Here is a 22,385-nt window from a genome sequence, read left to right on the forward strand (position 1 = left end):
GATCGCCTCGGCGTTGATCGTGACCTGGCTGTCCGTCGCATCGACGCGGGTATTGAGCGCCTGCGTGGCCGAGGCGACGTAATCGCGCACGCGGCGGCGCTCGGTCTCGTCGCGGGCGGCGGCGTTCAGCCCTTCCAGCGCCACGCCGCGCAGGCTGCTTTGCAGATTGCGAAGGGCCTCGGCATAGGAATATTGCGAGCCGTCGGACAGCAGCCCGACCTCGGCCGCGATGCTGTCCACGGCGCTGGCGAGCGCGTCCAGCCCGGTGGTGTCGTCATTGACCGAAGCCTCCAGCGCCTCAATCGACGTGGCGGCGGCTTCCAGCCCGGCCTCGGTTTCCCCGACGCGCGTATCCAGCGTGGTGATCGCATCCGCGTTGCCGGTGATCGCGCCCTCGGCAGCGGTCAGATCCGCTTCCAGGGCGAGGATGGACGAGGCCAGCGCGCTATCGGCCGAGATCCGCGCTTGTTGCTCGGTCAGGAGCTCGGCCGAGGACGCGCCCGGCGACGGACGCCCGATCGCGATCCAGTCGAGCTCGTAATAGTTTGAACCGTCCGCACCATCCGCGAGGTCGAGCCGGATGGCATCGATCACGCCCGACCAACCGGGGGTAAAGGTGATCTCGGCCACGCCTTCCGAGCTGAAAGCCGGTTCATCGAGCGTCACGCGCCGCGCGGCATCCCAGCTCTGACCGGCCGAGGCCCACCAGAGCTGCCCGGCCCAGACCGGCGCGCCAATGGCGCGGATGCGGGCGCGAACCTGCGCATACATCGCGGCCTCGACCGCGAGGCCCGAGGGCGAGACCACTGAGGAGGCAGGCCCCGGCCGCAACCATCCGTCCGACGCACTCGGCGCCATGGGCGCGCCGGTCCAGCCCTCGGCCGTCGTGTCGAAATACCAGATCTTGGCATGGTCGAATTGCTGCGCGGTGCCGACCGCCACCGCCGCGACCAGCGAGGCCAGCGCGTTGTCGCCGTCGATCCGCGCCTGGTCCACTTGGGTGATGGAGGCGGAAAGATCGTCGCTGGTGGTTTCCAGCGTCGTGAGCCGGGCCGCGAGCGCGAAGTCTTCATTGGCGAGCGTCAGGATCTGTTCGTCAAAGCTCGCTTCCAGATCGCCGAGCTGGACCTGCACCGAGCGGCGGATCTCTTCGCGCGCGGCGTGGTCATTGGCGGCCAGTTCCATCACCTCGGCCGCGATCTGCCGGATGCGGTCGCGCTCGGCCCGCAACGCCTCGGCCGCCGCCTGCGTCTCGGCCGCCCGCGCATCGGTTTCCTCGGCCAGCTCATCAGCCACCGCCTGCACCGCCTCGACGCGGGCCTGCGCTTCCTCGGCCAGCGCCTGCGCGAGATCCCGGACCTCGGGAATGCCGTCATCGATCCAGTCGCGCATCGTGCCCAGCCAATCGACCAGCGCGGGCGCCAGATCATCGAGACCGAAGCCCACGGCGGGAACCTCGACCGAGGTCCACCCTGTCCAATCCGTCGGGCGATCGGCATCGTATTGCGCGCGGATCTCGTAGGTGCCCGGCAAAATGCCATCGGTGATGGCCGCCCCGCCCGTGGCGACGGGGTACAGGGGTTGCTCGACGCCGTCGCCGGTCTCGCCCTGTCGGCGCAGCGCCACGCGGACACCGCGCGCATCCTCGGCCCCGTCCGCCTCCCAGCGCGCGAGGATGCCCGCGCGGCGGGGCTTGCCGTCAATCGTGATCGTGTAAGGTTCTGCCTGCCAGCCCTGCACCGCCTGCGGCGCGGGACGCACCGGCAGCGCCGAGGGCGGCGAAGGACGCACCAGGACGGGCGGGATCTCGTAATCCTCGGGATCGACCTCGCGCAGCGACACCCGCACGAGCTGCGTGCGCAGATCACGGATCGCCTCGGTCACCTCGAAGAGCTTCGCGGAATAGCCGTTCTCGGCCGAGGTCCAGGACACGACGTCCAGCGCTTCGAGCGCGCAGGCTTCCATCGGCAGGGTCAGGACATGCCGCCGCATGCGTCGATGATCGGCAATCAGCGCATGCGTGACGCGCTGCACCTGCGCGGGATAGGGCACGACGGGCAGCGACAGCGAGGCCGTGAGGCGGCGATTGCCATCCTCGGCTTCCCAATCCGCATTCGTGACCAGCTCACTTTCCGCGCTTTCCCAATTCTGCGCCGGATCGGGATAGGTGGCCGAGATCGCGTTGAAGATCTGGTCGAGCGGCGGGAAAGGCCGGAAGTCCTCGGCCTCATCGGCGATGATATCGGCATCCTCGAAGAACAGGACCGGCAGACGCGGTGAGCCGAGGCGCAGCGACCAGACGCCGCCGGTCTCGCTCACCTGCCCGTTGCAGCCCTTGAGCAGTTCCTCGATGACCGAGAACGGCTCATCATCGGCCCGGACCTCTACCCCGGCGCGATAGCGCGGCTCGGTGCCGCCCGCGCCGTCGTCGACCAGCTGGTCCGCGCGGTCCATTTCCGCCATCCAGTCAGCGAGCGGCAGATCGGCCTCCGGGATACCTCCGCCCCAGATCTCGCCCCCGGGCAGCACGATCCCGCGCTTGGCATTGTACGCCAGCACCGCGGCGTTGTTCGACGGCGCGTAGGTGGACGCATCGCCCCAGCGCTGCGGACCCGCCCCGCCCACACTGCTATCGCGGCGCGGATCATAGACCGGGGCCGAGGACAGCACGAAGCGGCATTGCGGCCAGCCCGACCAGACCTTGCGATCATAGCGGAAGGTCAGGATCGCGTAGCAGATCCCCTCGCCCACCATGTCCGCCGTCCAGGGCCGCACATAAGGAACGGGATAGGTGGCCAGCAGCATCGGATCGGCCGCCGTTTGCGTGCCGTCGTAATATTTGATCCAGGCGCGCCCGTCATACTCCCCGCCGATCCGCTGCCCGTAATCCTCGTCCGGATCATCCGCGAGGATCTCGACTGCCTCGCCATTGAGGCTGAGACCGTCGAGCTGGTGACCGGGGACGCCCGCCAACTCGATGACATAGGTCAGGTACGCATTCGGCGTCTTGCCCGCCTTGCCATGCGCCATCGGCGGGCAGACCATCGTGCCCCCGGTCGCGCTGCGGCCCAGCAGGAAGACCTCGGGCGTGGTCCCGCCGCGCAGGGTGGTTTCCGTGCGCAGGCCCGCCGCCTTCGGCGTCGGTTGCAACGCCATCGACAGCGCCGACAGCGCGACCGAACCCAGCAGATTGACCGCGATGCCGCCGAGCGTCGTGGCGGCAAAGGCGGCGCCAGCGGCATAGGCCGCCGTTCCGGCGAGCGCAGTCCCTCCAGCAACGCCGAAAGCGCCCGCAACGAAAGGCACGACCTGAGGCATTACAGCACCTCGAAGACGGTGGTTGCAGAGGTTAGGGGCATCAGCGCGAGCCGGTCCGGCCCGAGGACATAGACAGAAGCCCCCTGCACCACGCCGAGCGCCGGGCCATTCTCCGTGGCGATCACCGCCAGGTCGCCGGGAAGTGCCCGCTCGCCATCCGCCCGCGCGCGCAGATGCGCCGCCGCCAGCGCGACATGGTCGCGGTAGCCATCCTTGCGCAGGATGCGGATGCCGCCGCGCTCGGTCGTGTAGCGGCCGCGATACGGCGCGGCGAGATCCACGCCCGTCATCGCCGCCAGCGCGCCCGAGGCGAACAGCGCGCAATCGTGCTGCCCCGGCACAAACCTCTCCCGCCCGGCGGCTGCGAGAAACGCGACCAGCCGGTTTTGCCAACCCGGTGTTTTGTGCATTTACCTGTCTTTCCAGCCCGTGTTCGGACCCTCGACCGGCGGGCGCGGCCTGCCGCCGCCCGCATCCGTGGCCGATGCTTCGCCCCACCAGACATTGATGCCGACGAGGCTGTTATAGCGCCGGAACCGATCCGCCCCGCCGCTGCGCGCTTTGAGCGCTTCATCGCTGCGCTTGAGGGTCAGCCCCTGCGTGAGCCGCCATGCGTCCGAGACCACCTTGAGCGTCACCGCACTGTCCTGCCCGTCGGGCGGTGTCGGGATATCCAGCTCCATCAGCGTCCCGCGCACGACGCGCACCGGGTCCGCAAGCGGCAAGTGCGTCAGCGGATCGTGGTGCCATTCGTGCACCTCGACCGGTGCGAGGCGGGCGTCATAGAGGCGGATGGCCTCGGCGACCTGGTCGTGAAGGGGTGAGACCGAGAGGGACCAGACCCGCTCCTGGGCCGAGGACACGGACGCCACCGGCTCGAAGCCCAGCAGGGCACCCACGCCGTAATAGGTGCGCAACTCGCCCGCGATCTCGATCTCCTGGTGATCGGCGCCCGACCAGAAGCCCAGGGACTGCGGCGCGCCCGTCACCCGGTCGCGCGCGGTGATCCAGACCAGCACCTGCACATCAGCATGACCGCCCGCCGCATAATGCGCGGCGACGGAAGGGGGGAGGAAACGCATCGCTTAGGCGCCGTCGCCCGAGTGCACCGGCTCGACCGCCGCGAGCTGACCCTGCGAAGGCTGCCCCCCGGCCGCGCGCATGGCATCGAGACCGGCGCGCATCAGCAGCGCCATCATGTCCGGCGTCAGCACCGCCTCGACTCGCGCACCGCCCGAGGCGACAACCATGCGGACGATCCCGGTCGCAGGATCGCCGAGGAAGGACGCGCTGCCCTCCAGCATGGCGGTGTCGAGATCGGCGAGGTTGGTGTCAGCGGGCAACAAGGGCGCAAACGAGCGGCGCGCTGCGGGGGCGTGGTTGGGCATGGGGAAGTCCGTTTCTGGGGGGGGAAGGTCGACTTGGCTAGCGGTGCACGAAGTCGGTCTTCGAGGCCGTTTCTTATGTTCTCCAGGACACCTGCATCCATCATCCTTTGTTTGCATAATCGATGCGCCGACGGTTCCCCGCTGCTTACCCGGCCGCCACGAATTATAGGACTAACGAACTGAAGTAAGATACTGTGTCAGTGGCGGATCTAGGGGAGAGAGGCATGAAGCTGGAGCGAGTCGCGGTACGAAACTTCAGGTCGCTGAAAGACGTAACCGTAGAAATCGGCGATCATACTGCATTTGTCGGCGGCAACGGGTCGGGGAAATCAAGCCTCCTGCGAGCAATCGAAAAATTCTATTCGACAGCTAAAACACTGGACCAGGACGACTTCTATGGACGAGATCAAGCTCAACCGGTGGAAATCGAACTAACGTTCGGGGCGCTAAGTGCTGAAGCTGCCGACGCTTTTGCATCTAGGGTAAGGAACGGAAAACTTACAATCACTCGGGTGTTCGATGGATCACAGAGCAGTGGGCGATACCACGGGACAGTACCTCAGAATCCTGACTTTCGTGCTATCCGCGCGGCCGGTTCATTCAACAATCGACGCACCGCATATCTAACGCTGAAAGAGCAAAATCAACTCTATGCGCAGCTACCCGCAGTCACCTCTGGGGCCGCCCTGGACAATGCGCTGAGTGCGTGGGAAGCCGCAAACCCGAATGCGCTTCAGTCGATGCGCGACGATGGGCAATTCTTCGGCTTCCAAAACGCTGGAAGGACTGCGTTGCGACGGTACACGAGCTTCCTCTTTGTTCCAGCTGTTAGAGATGCCTCTCAGGATGCCGGTGATGCGAAGTCAAGCACCATTCAGCAACTGCTTGAGCTTGTGGTTCGGAGCGCAATTCTGCGCCGAAGGGAGGTAAGAAATTTTCAGGACGAGATGAATAGACAGTATCGGGAGCTCACCTCTCCAGAGAACATGCCAGAGCTTGGGCTACTTGGTGAGGTGCTGTCAGCTGACCTCAAGAACTATTATGGCGACGCAAGCGTGCAGTTGGAATGGAGAGTGGGAGCCGATCTTCCGATCCCATTACCTGCCGCCGAGGTCTCACTCGAGCACGACGGCTTTGGAGGGCCCATTGACCGACAAGGCCATGGACTCCAAAGGGCTTTCATTCTGACGCTCCTGCAGCAATTGGCTAAAGCATCTCGCCAACCTCAGGCGGACGATGCCGCAGCCATTCAAGCTGCAGAGGAGCACGAGTCAGTTGCAGCGCCCCCCACGCCGAATCTGATCCTGGCCATAGAAGAGCCTGAACTCTACCAGCATCCAACTAAGCAGCGACACTTTGCATCAGTTCTTCGCAAACTTAGTGAAGGAAGCCTGCCCGGCGCAGATTCTCCTACTCAAGTGCTTTTCGCCACGCATTCGCCGGCATTTGTATCTATTCCTCACGTCGAGAGCATCCGCTTCGCCAGGCGTGTCGTTACAGACGGTGAACCGTTCAAACGATGTGAAATAGTTGGCCTTGACCTCAGCAAGGTTGCCCAAGCACTGGAAGCCGCGGAGGACAAAAAGTTCGGGACTTACACTGCAGACGGACTTCGCCCCCGACTGCACATCCTGAATAGCGAGCTTTCGGAAGGCTTCTTTGCCGACGGCATCGTTTTGGTCGAAGGGATCAGTGATAAGGCCGCATTGATGGCCGCGGCCAAAGGAATGGGTCTTGACTTCGAAGCCGCAGGAATCGCGGTTCTGCCCGCAGGTGGCAAGAACTCCATCGACCGCCCGCTGAAGATCTTCCAAGAGATAGGCATCCCCGTCTATGCGATGTGGGACTGTGACATCGGCACGGGTGACGCAAATCCCGCGAAAGACCTGACGCTACTTAGACTTGCAACACTTGGCAGCCATAATGAACCGCCGAAGACCACAACAACCACTGCCAGTTTCGCATGCTTTGAACGGCACCTAGAAGCAACGCTCCGACAAGAGGTGACCGAAACTAAATACGACAAGGCCTATGCTGAATTGTGCGAAGAACACGGCGCATCGCGCAAGGATGTCCAGAAGAATCCCGAAATGATGGCTTCCTTACTATCTAAGCTTCGCCAAGATCACGGTCCACTGGTGTGCCTCGAAGGGATAGTAATGAGCGCTTGGACCGCGCTAAAAGGCGCCCCGCCTGAGCTTGACCAAGGCTAGAACCGACTAAGACATTCGGGCCGGTTCCACATTGACATGTCGGCTCTTGTGGACTCGCCGCGGGTCAGGCGACGGTTGTCGAGGATGGAAGATTCTTAGCACCAATAAGATCATTCCTCAGTGCTATTCCAGTCAGTAGCGGCACATCGCTTAGTGTTTACCGAAGGTTTTTCTCTAGGCCGGGCGCGGTATCACTAGCGCTGAGCTTGAGCTTCCGCACAGGGTAGAAAGCGAAATTTGCAAACTGGCAAGAGTGGCTAAAGCCAGATTTGGCTTGAGGCGGAATCAACGTCCACCTCAAGATTTAGGGGCGCCACTCTTATCCGCAATAAGAAGGGCTGATCTTGGAAAACAATCCATGAAACCCTCGATTTCTCGTGCCTCCCTGAATACGCAAAAAGAGTTAACATCCCGAAACTCAAGACCCGCCTTATGGGCCTCTTCTGCCAATTTAATCAGATCACTGAAATCCCTTCGAACACAGGCGAGCGCTAATTTTAATATGGGATCTACAACACTCCAATCATATTGACTTAAGACCTGTGCCGCATTCTTGTTCTGCGTGCTTTTTTCTACATCGGGCTCATGCAGCTTTGAAAGGGCTCGATTGATCCCAAACTTGAGGCGTAAGTCTTGATCAAATTTTGCAGAGTTGTACTCTGCGAATTCGATGATTCTCTCTGCCATTTTCGTCAGATCTGACAATAGAAATTCATGCGACGCCGACAGAAGAGCTTTAAAGGAGAATTGTCGTTTCCCTGGATAGGTGGATTGAAAAACAAGGTTTAGAACAAAAGCTCCAACAAGGTAGACTCTTGCTGCTGACGATCGCAGATACTCTGGATCGATCGATAGAGCAGCACCAACCTTTGGCAATTGTTCAACTTTGAATTTTGCGCCCTTACACTTTTCAATATAGTCTTCGGTCACGATTCCACCATTATGGATGAAGAGATGCCTTCTCTGACAAACTTCCAGAAAGTCCTGATAGAAACGCGAGGATTGAACAGCTGAAACATCCTTTAGCTTCGCGACATCCGTGAGGATCCATTCGATTAACTCTTGATGGCTTCCCCGGAGCTTCTTTGCAATCTTCCTTTCGATTTGCTCGGCCTGCCAATCTTGGAAACTCTTGCCACTTCTCAGGAGCCCCACCGGAATTGTCTCCTCATCTGAAATTAGATACTCTGGAAAATCTTGACACACACTTGTCAGAAGCCTCAGCATTAGGAAATCAAACTCAGCAATTAGCGCACTGAGGTTTGCGCGCTGGATTGAGCGAGCAGCTTTCAATATCTGCGAAGTAGTCGATAATTTTTGCGCAACAGCTGTTATGTCATCATCATGAATAACGAAACTGTATCTTTCGAAATCCCCTTCGCCAATCTCCCCCTGTATTGTCTCCTCTTCCCTCGCAATCGCACTTTCCCTTAAGAATTCGATCACTTCATTCTTAATTTTTCGGTCCGCAAAATAGTAGCCAACTGAGGACATGCTTGGCATATGTTGAATCGAGGCAATACAATAAGCGGTCCAATCTTCAAATGCCTCGAGGATCGATTTTGCGCCTTTAGTCAGGTCGCCTCGATCTGCCCCTATCAATTTGAAATTGACCGTCAAGCTGCCAGTGTTCCCCCTGCTTTCTATCACAACTCGTGGCAGAAATTCGCTCTCGTCAGCCATCTGAAGATTCCTTAATAGTGTGCGCACTCAAACTATGAAGGCAAGGTCAATCGGCTGCAACCTCAAGCTTCAATGCTTCATGAATTGAAAGCCTGTTTCGTTTGCCTTTGTCCTGGTCAGACCTTGTTGGAGCTGCCCTGATGCCGTTTCCTGACGTTCGATTTCAGCGCCGAGAAGGACGGCTCTCTGCCTCAATTCAGAAATACTAGTCCGCTCTGGGGTGGGAGAGGATCACCGCCGCACGTTGCACGAGTGCCCGAAGAGGGCCGTGAGTATTGATTTACAGTGGCTCGCCATCGATGTAGATGTGCCGCGACGTCATTGCGCTGCCGGGATCCATACGAACACGTCTATCTGGCACAGTTCGCAGGAATGCGGCGACCTCGTCTAGTGTCGAAAGCCAGATGGGGTTCCTCGTCTCTCCCGGCTCGAAGCATTCGAAGAAACTACCGCCATTTCGACGGTAGCGGACGGTCGTTTTAGTTACCACGCCATTCTCGATCTTCTCGATCCGATCGACCACCTTCCAACCTCGCAAAAAACTGCCTTCCTCCGCTTCGCCAGCATGACACGCAACTTCACCTAGTGGAAGATGCTGCTCTACCCGCGAACGGCCGCTTCGGAGTTCAATCTGGCGGGTCTTGTAACAGCCGAAATCAACTAAGTGTCTGCACAAAATTTAGCGTGCTTCCCTGAGCTGCATCAACGGTGAAGCGCGGCGCGGCCGAGGGTAACAGGACCGCCTTCGTCAGCGGCCGTACAAAGTGGATCGCCGCACCTTCACGTGCGCCTGGTCGAATCGGCGGCGTGAGTTCGAGAGCGGGAGTGAGGCCTGCATTGTCAGCGATCGCATCCGCCACGATACGGTGAAGGGCGTATCGCGGCGGGCTCATTCCGTAAGTGAACGACAGCATGTCCCCTGCGCGCAGCACATAGCCGGCAGGAAGACCAGAGATCCTGATCTCGCGTCCACCAATCGTGACGCTGTGGAGCACCGGCAACGCGCCCGCGAGCCCTGCCCCATCGGGATCTGCCTGCGGATAGCTGAACGGAAAGGGATGAACGAAGAACGTCCGCCCCGGTTCGAGCAGCGCCGAGATCTTTGCATCTACCGCAGCTGCGTCGCCGGGTTCCTGCAGCGCCAGCGTCACCTTGCCGGTCCAGAGGCGCTCAGCAAGGCGCGCGGTCTTGATGCTCCCTCCGCGCGTTCGGCTGATCGCCAGCGAGGCAGGCAGGTGGAATTCGCATTCTGCAACCGGCAGCCCGGCGAAGAACTCGTCCAGCGCGAGGGGAAAGTTCAGAGCCATCAGCGGCGCCTCGGGTTGGACTGGATCTCCCGCACGCGGCCAGGAAGCACGCGGTCGAAACGGCTAAGGCCGGTCTGAACGCCCTGGGCCACGAGGTCCATGACGTGCTGGTCCCCATTCGCGCCGTCAACATTCACGTTGATATTGACGCTGCTGCCTGCCGCCGAAGCGCCAAGGCCGCCGGTCGCGGGCATCAGGGTGCTGGCGCTGGCCATGCCGGCGGCGGTGGTCAGGGCGGCGGTCGATCCGGTCAGGCTGAGCCCGTTGCCGAAAAGGCCCGACAGTACCGAGCCCAGGCCACCCGACAGGTTCATCCCGCCCAGCAGGCTCATCAGACCCCGGTTCAACAGGATCTCGGCCGCACGACTGAGCAGGTTAGCGATTGCCTGCCGCGCGGCATCGGCCCCTTTCGCGACTTGCATCAGGAAACGACCGAGGCCTTGTGCCATCCCGGCGACCTCGCTTTGCGTCTGGCGCGCCGCTTCCTTCATCTTGTCGAGCGCCGTCGCGCCCGATTCGACATTGGCGGGCACTCGGCCAAGGCCGATGTTCAGGTCTTCCAGCGTATCGGCGAGATCGACAGTATTCACGTTGACCGTGGTCACAACTTCGCTGAAATCACCCGAGGACGCGCCGGCGGAAATGGCCGAGCGGTTGAGCGCATCGAGGGTACGGCGGGCACCGTCCAGCGTAGCGCGGAGCTCGGCCACGCGCGCGGTCGCGGCATCGACGTCGCCCGCGATCTGCCCATATGCAGGGTTCACGCGGGCCGCGTCAGGAAACGCACTAACCGAGGCAAGGCGAGCTTCTTGTACCGCCAGTTCGGCCTCTGCGGCAGCGAGCGCGGCGCGCGCCTGCTCTTCCAACTGCCGCGCATAGTTCTGCGCCTCGGCACCTGCCTGCGGGGCGCCGGTTTCCGCGAAGATCCCGAGCACCTAGTTCAGCTTTTCCTGTGCGTCGACGACGGCATCAAGGGTTTCCGGTGTCGGTTCAAGCTGACTTCTAAACGCCGCCCACGCGCCCGCCGCCGCCGCGATAACCCCGACCGTGGCCAAGACCGGCGCCGCCAGGGCGCCGAGACCGCCGACGATCAGCGCCAACCCCGCCGCAAGCGGCGCAAGGGCAACGGTCAGGCCCGTTGCCGCGACCGAGGCGCGCTGCAGCCATTCGGGCATGGATCGGAAACCGCCAATCGCCGCCACGACGGCATCGCTGATCCCGGCCATCACCGGCGCGAGCCGTTCGGTGATCTCGCGCACAAAGCCCCGAACCGCCGCCGTCAACCGGCTCAGGTTATCGTTGAAGCTGGCGACAGCATCATAGGTCGAGCCCTCGACCGTCAACCCCAGCCGTTCGGCCTCTTCCGTCATCGTGCGCAGCCCCTCGGCGCCGCCTTCCAGCATCGGGATCAGCGCCGCGCCCTGCCGGCCCATGAGGTCATAGGCCAGCGCCGTGCGCTCGGCGCCTTCGGGCATGGCCTGCATCACGTCCGCCAGATCGGCCAGCGCATCGCGGATCGGGCGCATGTTGCCCTCGGCGTCCCGCACGGCAACGCCAATCGCCGAGAACTTGTCTTCGTTCTCGACCATCTCACGCGCTAGCCGTTGCAGCGAGGCTTCCAGGTTGCCCATCGACACGGCGGAGAGATCGGCGGCGTGCTGCAGGCGCGACAGATCCTCGACCGGAATACCGATGCGATGAGCGGCCTTGCCGAGATCGTCGATCGCGGACAATTGCCCCCGGATCGCGGCGGCCATGCCGGTGCCCATCGCCGCTACGCCGGCACTGATCGTCATGATCGAGCGGCGCAGGCTGTTGGCCGAGCCCTGCGCGCGACGGGCGCCGCGCTCAAAGCGGGTGGAATCGAGGGACAGGTTTGCGCGCAGGGCGCCGATGACGGAATTGCTCATGGGATTTTCCTTGCTCCAAGGGCCGCGGCGAACAGGCTGACCGAGCGGCTGATATCGTCCTGGCTGTCGCGCCCCCTGCGGATCGGGGGGCGGGTGAAGTCTTCAAGGCTGGGGGGCTTTTGCATGCGGGGCAGCATCGCGGCCCACCAGAGTTGGGCGCGCTCGTGCGCCCGCCGTTCGGCGAAGCCCCGGATCTCGGCCAGGGCAAGGCGGGGGGTCAGATCCCAGAACCGGACCGGGTCACCCCCGGCGCCGATATAGGCTTTCAGCCACGCGGCGACGTCGTGGCCTTCCTGGCCCGTTTGCTGGACGTCGCCGCGGGGCGGTTTCCCGGATCAGACTCCTCGGCGCCGAAGGTGGCCTCCAGGATCCGGGGCAGCGCGGCAGAATCCTGCAGCAGGATGTCGTCGGGCAGATAGGGATCGGCGGCGAGATCGGCCGCATGATGGCGGCGGAGCGACAGTTCGATCAGGTCGAGCAGCAGGGTGAAGTCGATGGCCTCGACATCGCCGGTCCGGTGCGCCTGTTCCAGCGCGTGGATCCAGCCCTTGCCGTGGCGCGCCTTCATCTCTTCCATTCCCCGGAATCCGAAGAACAGGGTGAAGACCGATCCGCCGACCAGCGCCTCGACATGCCCCGTCAGATTGCCCCCGCTCATGCGGGCGCCTCCGTCCAGGTGCCTGCGCCGGCCGGGGTGATGGTCACGGTGAACGTGGTCTCGCCCTCGCCCGCGCGATCGGCCTGGCCGATGCTCGACACGAAGCCCGGGAACGTGAATTCGGACCCTTCGGCGGTTTTGATCTTCCAGCCGGTGGTGCCGACATCCATCGCCGCATGCGCCGCGCTCCAGCTGGCATCGGTGAAAATGCAGGTCAGCGGCACCGGCCCGGTATCGAACCGGCCGCCGAACTTTTCGCGGTGATTGTTCGGGCTTTTCAGGTGCGTCTTGTCATGCACGGCGCGGGTCCGTTCGGGCAGCGGGATCACGCGCGCCAGCGCGATCTCGGTGCCGAACGTCCCGCTGCCGGGCGTGGCCTCGTAGGAAATGGATGCACCGTGCCCGGTGCCGACATCCGTTGTGGACATTAGGTTCCCCTCCAGTGGGTGATGAAATCGAGTTGACGGGCGAAGAGGCGATCATCCTGCCCGGTGCGCTGCTGCACGAATGGCCCGCGCATCGAGGCGAAGCGGATGGGATTGAAGCCGCCGCCGACATATCCGTGCAGCAGGGTGACAATCGGCGCGGAAAGCGCGATGGCGCCGGCGGGCGTCGCGGCGTAGCAATCGACCTGCACGCGGCCAGACCAGAGGCCTGTCCGCCCTTTCAGGTGCAGGCCATCGGCGTTGTCGATCAAGTGCAGGACCACATAGGGAGCCGGCGCGCCCTGCGGGTGTTCGGACCAGTTGATGCGGGCGGCGGGCACAAGGGCGGTGACCGCTGCCGACCCAGTCAGCAGCGCGCGAAGTTCTGTTTCGAAGGACATGGCGTCAGCGCGAATCCCGCGCGGCGCGGCGACGGGCGCGCTGGATGCTACGCTCCAGATCCTTGCCCAGCTCGACCGCCAGACGGCCCAGAAGCGCGCGGTGATCCTGATCCCAGGCCGGGCGCATGAAGGGCTGCGGCGGGTGGTTCACGTTGCCGAACTCCTGCTGCACGCCTGCCGGATCCGCCGCCGAGGCGCCGCGCGGGGCGGTGATGCCGACGAACAGCTCGACCCCGGCCCGGTCGTCGCGGGTCAGGCGCCGATGCTGAAGGCGCTGGCGCGGTGTCAGGCGTGTGCCGATGCCGACATGGATCGAATCCTCGGCCCCGCTGGTGGCCGGGTCATCGGGTTTCAGGCTGTTGGCAATCGCGGCCATCGGCTCTGCCGCTTTGCCGAGGGCACGGCGGGCGGAGGCGCGGCGCGTTGCGGGCTTGGCAAGCTCGTCGAACAGCGCATCGAGCGCGGCGAAACCCTCCGTCGTGACGTATTCGGTCATGGTGCCCCGTCCATCCGCGCCGTGGCGGTGAATTCCAGAAAAGCGCGCCGCTCGATCTCTTTGCGGCCCGTGATGTCGTAATGCAGCCCGTCGATCAGGATCGCGTCGCCGGGGGCGATGCCCTGGGAGAAAGAACTGAAACGCACCACAAACCGCGCGACCGTCGCGGCCGAGGCGGAGCCTGCGGCGGCCTTTTCAGCGTCGGACACGTCGCGCTTGCGCGCCCAGACCGGGCTGCCGAGGTCCTCCCAGGTGCCGACCTGCGAAATGCCATCATCGGACGGATTGAGGCGCCGGAACCGGATCCGGCGGTCAAGATCCCCTGCCCCGATCACACCCGCCTCCATCTGAGCGCCTGCACCAAGGCGCGGACCCCAAACGGGAGTTCATTCATGCTGGCGGTGCCGACGGTTTCGCGGAAGCGGAACCAGGTGGCGGCGAGGAGCATGACGGCCTGGGTGGCGAGGGCGCGCTTGGGCTCGGACATGGCGCAGTCGAAGAGGAGGCGGCAGGGGGCGGTGACCTCGACCACGGCGCCGCCCGCGTCGATGGTGAGCGCGAGCGGTTCGGGGCCAGTGGGATACTCGGCCGTGGCCGAGACCACGTCGGGCATCGGCAGGCGAACCAGCCCCGCCGCCGAAACATCGAGCGCCCAGCTTTGCGGCAGGATCGCGCGGCCCAGCAGCCCGCCCCAGCCGTCGAGCCAGCCGATGGCGGCGGCGACGTAGCCCGCGAGAAGCTGCTCCTCTTCGGGGCCATCGGTGCGGCACTGCAGTTTCAGCAGGTCCATGTCGACCAGCTCGCCTGCCGGGGGCGTGACCAGGAAAGGCGTCATGCCTGCGACGCCGCCTTGTTGGCAGCCGCCGTGTCCGCCTTGTTCGCGGGCTTCGGCGCGGCCTTGTTCGCGGGCGCCTTGGCCTTCTTGGTGTCGGCGCCGTCGTCGTCACCAGCCTTTCCGGCAGACGCCGCCAGCACGCCCGCGCGCACCAGGTGCTTGACCGAGGCGGCATCGGCCTCGCGCGTGTCGCCCTGGGCATAGGGCCGGTCCCCGATATGGGGCCGCAGAACATCAAAACTCGCCATGGATATTGTCCTTTCGAAGAAATAGAAGGTGCGCCGCACGACTACCGCGCGGCGCGTTGAGATCACGGCGCGACCGGCGCGAGATCGCCATAGACGAAGGCCTCGGGCCGGTTGACGGCCAGCGCGATGCGCTCCTCGGCGAGGATCGTCACGAGGTTGCGGGTGAAGTCGTCATGGACGAAGCCGGTCTCGATGCGGGAATCCCACAGGTCATAGACCTGCGCGCCGAGCTTGAAGGCGCCGGTGAGGAACTTGCCCGCCGTGATCGCCTGCGTCTCGACCACCGGCAGCCGCCAGAGCGACGCCGCCGCTTCGCCCTTGGGCGCGCCGATGATATGGCGCCCGGTCGTGTCCTTGGTGAGCTCAATGGACGCCCAGTCGATCGGGTTCAGCACATGGCCCGTGGCCGGGAACTCGGCCAGCACCGCCTGCAGCATGGCGATGCGCAGCGTGTCGATCACCGTCAGATCCTCGGCCACCAGCTCGGGCGGCACGGTATAGGCCGAGGCCTGCGGCACGATCCCGTGCAGGTTCTGCCCCGTGCCGTCGCCGTGCAGGATCTGGTTCTCTTCGACCAGCGCGAGGCCGAAGAGCAGCCGCTGATCGATGAGCGAGCTCAGCATCGAGACATCGGCGAGCGCCTGTTTCGAGGCCTTCATCCAATGCGCGATCACCTTGGCCGAGGTGGTGATCAGCTCCAGCTGGATGTCCGAGCCGGGCTTCGCCGCGCCTTCCGCCACCGGCGCCGCGTTGTTGGTGAAGCCCGTCTCGCGGATATATTCCAGCGCGGCATTGTCGATGCGGCCGGGCGAGATCAGGTCGCGCACCGTCAGCCGGCGCTGCGGCAGCTCCTGCAGACCGGGCAGCCGCGTGCGATCCGTCGCCGCGCCGACCGAGCCCGCCGCATCCGTGGTGGACGTGGTGATCGTGGCCTTCACCGCCATATCGGCCTTGCCCTGACGCGGGCGGCCCTCGGCCCAGGACTTGAAGTCCTCGCTTTCCACGTATTGCGTGCCGATCGACTTCGCCTCGGCCTTGCCGTCGCCGCCACCCCGCGCGAGCTTCTGCGCCAGCTCGGTGACCTGCGCGCCGAGCTCGTTCATCTTGATGAGCGCCTCATCGGCATCGGTCTTGAGCGTCTCGGTCAGCTTCTCGCCCGCCTTGGCGCGCCCCAGCGCATCCTCGGCCAGCGCCTTGACCTGGTCGATCGCCTTCTCGTTGGCCGCCTTGAACTCGGCCGCCAGCTGCTCAGCCGTCTTCGTCTCTCCGGTCATGGAGATCTCCTCTATATATATAGTGTGTGATTGGTGGTTTTGGGTCGTGTCGTGTTGGGTGCGGGCGTCAGCCTGCGAGGGCCTGCAGGAAGGCAAGGCCGTCTGCCGCGTCGCCGGGATCCCCCCGGCCGTCAGGGTCGAGCCCCTTCAGGTGGAGGCGCGCGGCCCGCTCCGCCTGCGCCTTCGAGAGGCCGAAGCTCCCCTTCAGCAGATCCTCGAACTCCCGCTCCGTCAGCCTTTCCCCGGCCTTCAGCTTGTCCGCGAGCTCCAGCGCCCGGCGCCCGGACTTCACCGAGGCCACCGTCGCATGCTCATTGGCGCCGATGCTGACGACGGAGACCTCGCGCAGGTCGAGCTTCGTGAGCGTCCAGACGTCGCTGTCCTCGTCGACCTCGTAGCCCCGGATCCGGTAGCCGATCGACAGCCCGTCAATGTCGCCCGCCTTCAGGAGCTCATAGGCCTCGCGCGCCCGCTGCACGCCCATATTGAGCTGGCCCGAGACCAGGAGGCCCTTCTCGTCCTCCTGGGCCGAGGTCCATTTGCCGATCGGCTCGTTGGGATCGTGTTGCCAGAACATCTTGGGCATCGTGCCCCGCGCGGCATGCTCGGCCAGCGTCTCGGTATAGGCGCCCGGCGCGATGATATCGCCGTAGCTGTCGGGCTCGCCCCCGAAGGTCGAGGCATAGCCCTCGAACCGGCCCTTCTCGCTCAGCGTCTTGATGTCGAGAAGCGCGGCACCCGTCTTGGTGCGAAGCTCAGCTTCCATGGATCAACCTCTCCAGTTCCGTGATCGGCACGTTCTGTTTCTGCACCCGGGGGATCTCGCCCCCCTCGACGGGCGGCAGGTTCTCCCAGGCGCGCACCTCGTTGATGACCAGCCAGCCGCCATTGAGACCGGCATTGTAGAAAGACGCCCGCCCCGCGCTGTCGCCGCGCAACAGCCCTTCGAGATTGAACTCGACCGACAGCCCCGCCGCGCGCTCGGCCGGGGTGAGCAGCTGCTTGGACACCGCCTGCTCGATGCGCTTCAGCCGCCGGCGCAGCGTGAACTTCTGGAACAACAGCACCTGCTGCTCGACGCCCGTGGGCCAGCTGGTCGTGGCCGAGGAATGCTGCACCATGACCGGCGGCACGCTGAAGAACCGGCAGATCTCCTCGATCGAGAAGCCCCGCGTCTCCAGCATCTGCGCATCGACCGGGTTGATCCCCAAAGGCTGCCACTCGACCCCGCCCTCGGCCACGAAGGGACGCCCGGCATTGGCCGCGCCGGTGAACTGCTCGACCATCGCCGAGGACGCGACATCGCGCTGCTCGGGGCTGAGCCATTCCTTGAACTTCAAGAGCCCGCCCGGCCGCAGCCCGTTGCGGTAGATCCCCGCCGCCGTCGCATTCTCGGCCAGCGCCAGCGAGAAGGTCGCGCGCGCGAAGGTCAGCGTCGACATGCCGCCCAGCGGATCACCCCCGGGGCCGCGGATATGGAGGACGTCTTCCTCGCCCAGATCGTAGCGCTGTGCCTTGTCGCTCCAGCGGTAGCGCAGCGCGCCCGCCGCATCGCGGCGCACGCTGACCGCATCAGGCCGGATCGGCGTCAGCGCGACGATCTTGCCGCCCAGCCGATCGATCTTCGCGTAAGCATTGCCCCAGAGCTCGATCGCCTGGGTCATGAAGTCCCAGAAGTCGAGCGCCGTCTGATCGGCATTCGGGCTGTCATGCAGGATCGCATAGAGCGGGTGGTCGCGGCGCATCACACGCTTACCGTCTCGCCCGCTCCCGCCGTCCGACTGATAGACCTGGAAGGGCAGCGAGCTGATCGTGCCCGCGAGCAACCCGACGCAGCCCCAGACCGCCGAGAGCGCCATGCTCGACGTGGCCGAGACCGACATGCCCGCATCCATCGCCCGCGCGGTGGCATCGCGCCCGGTCCCGGAATGGGTGATGTCGAGCCGCCGCGCTCCGCCGATCAGCCCGGCCATCTTGCGCAAGAGCCTCATGCCGGCACCCCGGCGCGCTGCGCCGCGATCAGGCTCTCGAAGTAGCCCTCACGCCGCTTGCCCTGATCGGCCTCGGCCTGACGACACAGCGCCATCCCCGTGGCCATCGCCAGCGAGACCATGCCGTCGATCCGCCCGAAGGCGTTGGGTTTGTCGAACATTCGGTGTCCCGTCCGGTTCTCGGCGTAGACAACGCTCGCCGCCATGCTGTCGAGAAGCGGGTTCGGATGGATCCGGAACCGCTCCTCGTAGAGCCCCGCTTCCAGCTTGTTGATGCTGTCGGGCATCCACAGGTAGATTTCCTGCTGACCCTCGGGCAGCGCGCTGTCCTTCTCGAGGATCCGCTTCTGAAAGCCCTGCGGGTGGATCTCGACCGGCAGCACCGCGCCGATATCCGCCAGATGCTCCTGCAGCCGCTCCAGCCCGTATTGGTCGCAGGCGATGCGACGCGGCGCGAAGCGGGCGTTGATCCCCGCCAGCGCATCCGCGATCCAGGCGTATTTGAGCCGCTCGCCCGGCACCGCCTCCAGATGCCCCTGCGTCTCCCAGCCGAGGTAATCCGCCTGATCCTGCCCGGCCCTGAGCGCCAGCGTGTCCTTCGGCGTCCAGAACCATGTCCGCGCCGCAAACCGCTCGGCGTCGCGGGTCTCATCCAGCACCCAGACCAGCGTCAGCGCGGTGAAGTCGCGCGTCTGGCTGAGATCGAGCCCGCCATAGCAGGGATAGCCCGCCTCGATCATCGCCTCGGGATCGACCGCGCCCGCGCAGGCATTCCACGCCTCGCGCCGGATCGCCGCCGTCTGCGCCTGCGTCCATTCGCAGAAGTGCAGCCGCGCGATCCCGTTCCTCTTGCCCGGCATCATCCGCGCCTGCTTGACCTGCTCGGCCAGCCAATCCTCCTGGATCGTCACGCCCAGCAGCGGGTTGGCCTTGATCCAGCAGGCGGGATCCGTTTCCCAATCGTCGCCCTCATCGAGCGAACAGACAAAGGCGAAGGTGCGATCATCCTCGACGAGCCCTGCGGCGACATCGACCGCGTGCTTGTGCTCTTCCCAGCAGACCGACTTCTGGTCCGAGCCGCTGTTCGTGGCCATGCACAAGAGCGGCTGGCGGCGGAACTTGAAGCCGCGCTCCAGCATGTCGATCGTGTCGCGGCTGGGATGCTCATGCACCTCGTCGCAGAGCGCCGCATGCGGGCGGGGCCCGGACTGCCCGCCCGATTTGGTCTCGTTGGCAATCGGCTTGAAGAACCGCGCGCCGCCATCCTTGCCCCGGTAGCTCAGCTGCCAGACCGGGTTCTGGCCCTGCGACGCCACCTTGCTCGCAAGCTTCGGCGATTGCTCGACCATCGCCACCGCATCGCGGAACAGCACCGCCGCCTGATCCTTCTTGGCCGCGGCCGAATAGATCTCGGCGCGGGGCTCGCCATCGGCCACCATCAGGTAAAGCCCGATCCCCGCCAGCATCGGTGACTTGCCGTTGCCCTTACCCTCTTCGTCATAGAACCGCCGGAACCGGCGCAGGCCGGTCGCGCGGTGCTTCCAGCCAAAGAGCGAGCCCACGCGGAAGGCCTGGCTGGGATGCAAGACGAAGGGCACGCCCTCGAACTGCCCGCCATTGAGCCGCAGCATCTTGGCAAACCAGCCGATCACCCGCTTGGCGCCGTCGAGATCCCAGACGAGGCCGCGCTTCGGTCCCTCAATGAGATCGCGCAGATGGCGCGCGGCGGCGTTGCGCACATGCGGGCCGGCGATGATGCGCCCGGCCACGACATCCTCGGCCCAGGCGGTCACGGGATCGGCGGCGTAGCGCGGATCCTCAGCTGAAGCCATCGTCATCGTCGTCGAAGTCAAAGCCCATCTGCCCGCCCGCGCCGAGCGCGCGTTCCGAGGCGGGCGTCATGCCGAAGTCCGAGGCCAGCGCGCGGATCTGGCGCCAGGTCTCGTTGAGCTGGGCGATCTCGGGGCGGGCCTTGATCTGCTGGCCCTGCCGGCCCTGCGAGACATAGGTCTCGCCCAGCTCGTCGAGCAGCGTCTCGTAATGCTCATAGCGCGCGACCGAGCGGCAGAGCATGACGAACATCGTGACATTGGCGGTGTTGAGCGGGTGCTTGCGGGTGGCGAGGCACAAGGGCGGGGCCAGCCGGTCATAGATCCAGCGCACCCGCGTGGGCAGGCCCTCGGGGCGCAGCTCGGTTGCCAGCGCAACAGCGCGCTCCTGCAGGTTATGCCCGCCCGGGGCTTCCCCCTTCATCGGCACGACGTTCTGATCCGCTGGCCTGCGGCCCCTCGCCATCGCTAACCCTTTCCTGAGTGTGGCTTTTTGTCTTCAATTCGAGCTTTGCGCACAAAAACCCTTCCCCGCCGGTTCGCGGGCTCAGGCGCCTGAACTTTGACCCACCCCCCTGGGCTGGGGCGTCGGTGATCCGGTCAGCGGTTCGCGGGGTGGCGCGGATCGAGGGGCCAGCCATCGGCGCCCCTGGCATTCGAGAAGCCGCGCTGCTCGTCGCGCTGCTTGGTGATGTCGTGATGATCGGGGCACAGCGTCTGCCAGTTGCCCGGATCCCAGAAGAGCGCGAGATCGCCCCGATGCGGCACGATGTGATCGACCACCAGGAACCGCCGCCGCCCGTCGCGCTGGGTCTCGCCCGCGACAGTCAGGCTGCCATCGTTCAGGATCCCCGCCGCCCGGCACAGCCGGCAGACCGGCTCCACCCCCAGATGCGCCGCCCGCGCCCGGCGCCAGCCAGCCGTGCGGTAGAGCTTCGACAAAGGGTTGGAGGAATAGCGGGACATACCCCCGGAACGACAAAAGCGCCCGGCGTTTCCGCGGGGCGCTCTCTCAAAAGACGCAATGAAGGCGGGCTGAGCCTCGCGTTGCAACGGACCCTCGCCGCCCACCGGGATAGCATCTGTGCACTGCTGAGGTGTTAGGATGGCTACCGTGAGGCTATGCGGGCCAAGCTACGCAATCTGGTGATTCGCTGTCAACCCGTCTTTCTGAGGGCAACGAGATCGCGGTCCTGCGCCGTCACCACCCGGTCCGAGCCAAAGGCCCTGAGCCGGACGCGAACGTCGCCGGTGCCCTTGAGCTCGACCACCTCGCAGCTGACGCCTGCCATCGGTCCCGACCGGAAGAGCGCGCCCTGTCCAACCCGGAGTGCCGCTGCCCGTTTGCGCCGGGCCTGCTCGGTCGCGCGGGTATCCTCCAGATCCGCATCCGTGTTCCGCATGCCGTAGAGCGCGCGCAGGTCTGAGGGCACCAGCCGCGCCCAATGCCCGTCTCGCGCGGTCAGCGCCCCGAGGATATGCGGCAGCGCCTGCACCGCGTGCGGGATCGGCTCACCCGGAAACCGCGCGAACACATAGCCCGGCAAGTAGCGCGTGACGCTCTCGCGCGGCTTGCCGAACCGCACGACCCGCCGCCGCAGCACCGGGTGGAAGCCCGTCACGCCCCGCAGCCCCAGCCAGCGCTCGACAAAGCCCTCGCGCTGCGGCGCTACCCGCAACGCGTACCAGCCCGCCGTCCCGGGAATGGTGATCGGCGCGCGGCCCTCATCGAGGACGTAGTCCCCAACCTGCAGGCCCTCGCTGTCAAAAGCTTTGGCGTGGCTCATGCGGCACCTGCCGTGGCCGAGGCGGCACGCTCAGTCCGGACATGGTCGAGGAGCGCCAGCATCCGGTCGCGGCGCGTGAGATAGGCCCGGACCCATTCGGCCTCGCGCGGGTCGACATACCAGCCCGCCGCCTGTTTCTCGCTGACGATCTGGACGCGGCGCGCGGCGTCCTGCGCCTCGGCCAGCACCTTCGCGCGGGCCTGCGGTGTCGCGGGCGGGATGCGCTTGTCCTCGAAGTAATCCCAGGTCTCGACCAGCGTGCCGTCCTGCACCATGCGCTGCCCCTCGATCGACGCGAACCAGCTCAGAAGCTTCGGATCCTGCTCAAGGGGCAGTTTCTGACACAGATGGGCGAAGAACACGAAGGTTGCGCGCTCAGGCCAGAAGTTGCGGGCCTTGCCCTGTCCCTGCAGCCGCATCGAGCGGGCCAGAGTTTCCAGCGCATCGTCGCGCATATAGGCCAGCTCATCGGCGATCCGGTCCAGCGTCGCGCGCGCTTCGGCCTCGCCCGTGCCCTTCGGGAACCGGAAGCCCAGCGGATTGAACAGCAACCGACGCACCCGGTCGCGGTTCGTCTCGGTCGCCTTGCGCTCGTCGTGCCTGGTGTCTGCCTTGTCCATCC

General features: G+C 64.9%; 23 protein-coding genes and 1 pseudogene. 1 reads left to right on the forward strand and 23 read right to left on the reverse strand.

The window, feature by feature from the left end; all coding sequences use genetic code 11:
* From ACEQXV_RS00775 to ACEQXV_RS00790, 4 genes and pseudogenes are all read right to left on the reverse strand, one after another.
* Nucleotides 1–3,318 (reverse strand): annotated as a pseudogene (locus tag ACEQXV_RS00775) (hypothetical protein); the annotation flags it as partial.
* Nucleotides 3,318–3,728, reverse strand: coding sequence for a hypothetical protein (locus ACEQXV_RS00780; protein ID WP_370267409.1), 411 nt, complete (start codon nt 3,726–3,728; stop codon nt 3,318–3,320). The pseudogene ACEQXV_RS00775 and the gene ACEQXV_RS00780, both read right to left, overlap by 1 nt.
* Nucleotides 3,729–4,400 (reverse strand): hypothetical protein, encoded by a 672-nt coding sequence (locus tag ACEQXV_RS00785; protein WP_370267411.1) that lies wholly within the window; start codon nt 4,398–4,400, stop codon nt 3,729–3,731.
* Nucleotides 4,401–4,403: 3 nt separating this feature from the next.
* A complete protein-coding gene (locus tag ACEQXV_RS00790) occupies nt 4,404–4,661 on the reverse strand; it encodes a hypothetical protein (protein ID WP_372524978.1) in 258 nt (85 codons plus the stop codon).
* A 269-nt stretch (nt 4,662–4,930) separates the two neighbouring features.
* Between ACEQXV_RS00790 and ACEQXV_RS00795 the strand changes: the two genes are divergently transcribed.
* On the forward strand, nt 4,931–6,919 hold the full coding sequence (locus tag ACEQXV_RS00795; RefSeq protein ID WP_370267414.1) for an AAA family ATPase: 1,989 nt from the start codon (nt 4,931–4,933) through the stop codon (nt 6,917–6,919).
* Nucleotides 6,920–7,216: 297 nt separating this feature from the next.
* Here the strand turns inward: ACEQXV_RS00795 and ACEQXV_RS00800 are convergent, their stop codons facing one another.
* From ACEQXV_RS00800 to ACEQXV_RS00890, 19 genes are all read right to left on the reverse strand, one after another.
* On the reverse strand, nt 7,217–8,602 hold the full coding sequence (locus ACEQXV_RS00800) for a hypothetical protein (protein WP_370267415.1): 1,386 nt from the start codon (nt 8,600–8,602) through the stop codon (nt 7,217–7,219).
* Nucleotides 8,603–9,258: 656 nt separating this feature from the next.
* Nucleotides 9,259–9,909 carry a hypothetical protein gene (locus ACEQXV_RS00805; protein WP_370267416.1) on the reverse strand — a complete coding sequence of 217 codons (651 nt, stop codon included), beginning with the start codon at nt 9,907–9,909 and terminating at the stop codon, nt 9,259–9,261.
* Nucleotides 9,909–10,844, reverse strand: coding sequence for a hypothetical protein (locus tag ACEQXV_RS00810; RefSeq protein ID WP_370267417.1), 936 nt, complete (start codon nt 10,842–10,844; stop codon nt 9,909–9,911). Before ACEQXV_RS00810 ends, ACEQXV_RS00805 begins: the two co-directional genes overlap by 1 nt.
* Entirely contained in the window at nt 10,845–11,819 is a 975-nt protein-coding gene (locus tag ACEQXV_RS00815; RefSeq protein ID WP_370267419.1) for a phage tail tape measure protein, read from the reverse strand.
* 265 nt (nt 11,820–12,084) lie between these two features.
* Nucleotides 12,085–12,477 (reverse strand): hypothetical protein, encoded by a 393-nt coding sequence (locus ACEQXV_RS00820; RefSeq protein WP_370267420.1) that lies wholly within the window; start codon nt 12,475–12,477, stop codon nt 12,085–12,087.
* Nucleotides 12,474–12,905, reverse strand: a complete 432-nt coding sequence (locus ACEQXV_RS00825) for a phage tail tube protein (RefSeq protein WP_370267421.1) — start codon at nt 12,903–12,905, stop codon at nt 12,474–12,476. The genes ACEQXV_RS00820 and ACEQXV_RS00825 overlap by 4 nt, the downstream gene beginning before the upstream one ends.
* Nucleotides 12,905–13,303, reverse strand: coding sequence for a DUF3168 domain-containing protein (locus ACEQXV_RS00830; protein WP_370267422.1), 399 nt, complete (start codon nt 13,301–13,303; stop codon nt 12,905–12,907). Before ACEQXV_RS00830 ends, ACEQXV_RS00825 begins: the two co-directional genes overlap by 1 nt.
* 4 nt (nt 13,304–13,307) lie before the next feature.
* Entirely contained in the window at nt 13,308–13,799 is a 492-nt protein-coding gene (locus tag ACEQXV_RS00835) for an HK97 gp10 family phage protein (RefSeq protein WP_370267424.1), read from the reverse strand.
* Nucleotides 13,796–14,146 (reverse strand): head-tail adaptor protein, encoded by a 351-nt coding sequence (locus ACEQXV_RS00840; RefSeq protein ID WP_370267425.1) that lies wholly within the window; start codon nt 14,144–14,146, stop codon nt 13,796–13,798. The genes ACEQXV_RS00835 and ACEQXV_RS00840 overlap by 4 nt, the downstream gene beginning before the upstream one ends.
* Nucleotides 14,131–14,634 carry a head-tail connector protein gene (locus ACEQXV_RS00845; protein ID WP_370267426.1) on the reverse strand — a complete coding sequence of 168 codons (504 nt, stop codon included), beginning with the start codon at nt 14,632–14,634 and terminating at the stop codon, nt 14,131–14,133. Before ACEQXV_RS00845 ends, ACEQXV_RS00840 begins: the two co-directional genes overlap by 16 nt.
* On the reverse strand, nt 14,631–14,882 hold the full coding sequence (locus ACEQXV_RS00850; RefSeq protein WP_370267427.1) for a hypothetical protein: 252 nt from the start codon (nt 14,880–14,882) through the stop codon (nt 14,631–14,633). Before ACEQXV_RS00850 ends, ACEQXV_RS00845 begins: the two co-directional genes overlap by 4 nt.
* A gap of 62 nt (nt 14,883–14,944) precedes the next feature.
* On the reverse strand, nt 14,945–16,156 hold the full coding sequence (locus ACEQXV_RS00855) for a phage major capsid protein (RefSeq protein ID WP_370267429.1): 1,212 nt from the start codon (nt 16,154–16,156) through the stop codon (nt 14,945–14,947).
* 67 nt (nt 16,157–16,223) lie between these two features.
* Nucleotides 16,224–16,922, reverse strand: coding sequence for an HK97 family phage prohead protease (locus ACEQXV_RS00860; protein WP_370267430.1), 699 nt, complete (start codon nt 16,920–16,922; stop codon nt 16,224–16,226).
* Nucleotides 16,912–18,147, reverse strand: a complete 1,236-nt coding sequence (locus tag ACEQXV_RS00865) for a phage portal protein (RefSeq protein WP_370267431.1) — start codon at nt 18,145–18,147, stop codon at nt 16,912–16,914. Before ACEQXV_RS00865 ends, ACEQXV_RS00860 begins: the two co-directional genes overlap by 11 nt.
* Nucleotides 18,144–19,979, reverse strand: coding sequence for a terminase large subunit (locus ACEQXV_RS00870; RefSeq protein ID WP_370267433.1), 1,836 nt, complete (start codon nt 19,977–19,979; stop codon nt 18,144–18,146). The genes ACEQXV_RS00865 and ACEQXV_RS00870 overlap by 4 nt, the downstream gene beginning before the upstream one ends.
* Nucleotides 19,966–20,442 (reverse strand): P27 family phage terminase small subunit, encoded by a 477-nt coding sequence (locus tag ACEQXV_RS00875; protein ID WP_370267434.1) that lies wholly within the window; start codon nt 20,440–20,442, stop codon nt 19,966–19,968. Before ACEQXV_RS00875 ends, ACEQXV_RS00870 begins: the two co-directional genes overlap by 14 nt.
* Nucleotides 20,443–20,576: 134 nt before the next feature.
* Nucleotides 20,577–20,942, reverse strand: a complete 366-nt coding sequence (locus tag ACEQXV_RS00880) for an HNH endonuclease signature motif containing protein (RefSeq protein ID WP_370267435.1) — start codon at nt 20,940–20,942, stop codon at nt 20,577–20,579.
* A 191-nt stretch (nt 20,943–21,133) separates the two neighbouring features.
* Nucleotides 21,134–21,763, reverse strand: a complete 630-nt coding sequence (locus ACEQXV_RS00885; RefSeq protein WP_370267436.1) for a transcription termination/antitermination NusG family protein — start codon at nt 21,761–21,763, stop codon at nt 21,134–21,136.
* On the reverse strand, nt 21,760–22,383 hold the full coding sequence (locus ACEQXV_RS00890) for a hypothetical protein (RefSeq protein ID WP_370267438.1): 624 nt from the start codon (nt 22,381–22,383) through the stop codon (nt 21,760–21,762). Before ACEQXV_RS00890 ends, ACEQXV_RS00885 begins: the two co-directional genes overlap by 4 nt.
* Nucleotides 22,384–22,385: the final 2 nt, after the last annotated feature.

Origin of the sequence: Nioella sp. (assembly GCF_964229645.1) — a bacterium.
Taxonomy (GTDB): domain Bacteria; phylum Pseudomonadota; class Alphaproteobacteria; order Rhodobacterales; family Rhodobacteraceae; genus Nioella.

What these genes read in the sequence shown, in the direction of transcription:
- ACEQXV_RS00780 (WP_370267409.1), bottom strand. Translation starts at nt 3,728, where the DNA reads ATGCACAAAACACCGGGTTGGCAAAACCGGCTGGTCGCGTTTCTCGCA.
- ACEQXV_RS00785 (WP_370267411.1), bottom strand. Translation starts at nt 4,400, where the DNA reads ATGCGTTTCCTCCCCCCTTCCGTCGCCGCGCATTATGCGGCGGGCGGT.
- ACEQXV_RS00795 (WP_370267414.1), top strand. Translation starts at nt 4,931, where the DNA reads ATGAAGCTGGAGCGAGTCGCGGTACGAAACTTCAGGTCGCTGAAAGAC.
- ACEQXV_RS00800 (WP_370267415.1), bottom strand. Translation starts at nt 8,602, where the DNA reads ATGGCTGACGAGAGCGAATTTCTGCCACGAGTTGTGATAGAAAGCAGG.
- ACEQXV_RS00805 (WP_370267416.1), bottom strand. Translation starts at nt 9,909, where the DNA reads ATGGCTCTGAACTTTCCCCTCGCGCTGGACGAGTTCTTCGCCGGGCTG.
- ACEQXV_RS00815 (WP_370267419.1), bottom strand. Translation starts at nt 11,819, where the DNA reads ATGAGCAATTCCGTCATCGGCGCCCTGCGCGCAAACCTGTCCCTCGAT.
- ACEQXV_RS00820 (WP_370267420.1), bottom strand. Translation starts at nt 12,477, where the DNA reads ATGAGCGGGGGCAATCTGACGGGGCATGTCGAGGCGCTGGTCGGCGGA.
- ACEQXV_RS00825 (WP_370267421.1), bottom strand. Translation starts at nt 12,905, where the DNA reads ATGTCCACAACGGATGTCGGCACCGGGCACGGTGCATCCATTTCCTAC.
- ACEQXV_RS00830 (WP_370267422.1), bottom strand. Translation starts at nt 13,303, where the DNA reads ATGTCCTTCGAAACAGAACTTCGCGCGCTGCTGACTGGGTCGGCAGCG.
- ACEQXV_RS00835 (WP_370267424.1), bottom strand. Translation starts at nt 13,799, where the DNA reads ATGACCGAATACGTCACGACGGAGGGTTTCGCCGCGCTCGATGCGCTG.
- ACEQXV_RS00840 (WP_370267425.1), bottom strand. Translation starts at nt 14,146, where the DNA reads ATGGAGGCGGGTGTGATCGGGGCAGGGGATCTTGACCGCCGGATCCGG.
- ACEQXV_RS00845 (WP_370267426.1), bottom strand. Translation starts at nt 14,634, where the DNA reads ATGACGCCTTTCCTGGTCACGCCCCCGGCAGGCGAGCTGGTCGACATG.
- ACEQXV_RS00850 (WP_370267427.1), bottom strand. Translation starts at nt 14,882, where the DNA reads ATGGCGAGTTTTGATGTTCTGCGGCCCCATATCGGGGACCGGCCCTAT.
- ACEQXV_RS00855 (WP_370267429.1), bottom strand. Translation starts at nt 16,156, where the DNA reads ATGACCGGAGAGACGAAGACGGCTGAGCAGCTGGCGGCCGAGTTCAAG.
- ACEQXV_RS00860 (WP_370267430.1), bottom strand. Translation starts at nt 16,922, where the DNA reads ATGGAAGCTGAGCTTCGCACCAAGACGGGTGCCGCGCTTCTCGACATC.
- ACEQXV_RS00865 (WP_370267431.1), bottom strand. Translation starts at nt 18,147, where the DNA reads ATGAGGCTCTTGCGCAAGATGGCCGGGCTGATCGGCGGAGCGCGGCGG.
- ACEQXV_RS00870 (WP_370267433.1), bottom strand. Translation starts at nt 19,979, where the DNA reads ATGGCTTCAGCTGAGGATCCGCGCTACGCCGCCGATCCCGTGACCGCC.
- ACEQXV_RS00875 (WP_370267434.1), bottom strand. Translation starts at nt 20,442, where the DNA reads ATGGCGAGGGGCCGCAGGCCAGCGGATCAGAACGTCGTGCCGATGAAG.
- ACEQXV_RS00880 (WP_370267435.1), bottom strand. Translation starts at nt 20,942, where the DNA reads ATGTCCCGCTATTCCTCCAACCCTTTGTCGAAGCTCTACCGCACGGCT.
- ACEQXV_RS00885 (WP_370267436.1), bottom strand. Translation starts at nt 21,763, where the DNA reads ATGAGCCACGCCAAAGCTTTTGACAGCGAGGGCCTGCAGGTTGGGGAC.
- ACEQXV_RS00890 (WP_370267438.1), bottom strand. Translation starts at nt 22,383, where the DNA reads ATGGACAAGGCAGACACCAGGCACGACGAGCGCAAGGCGACCGAGACG.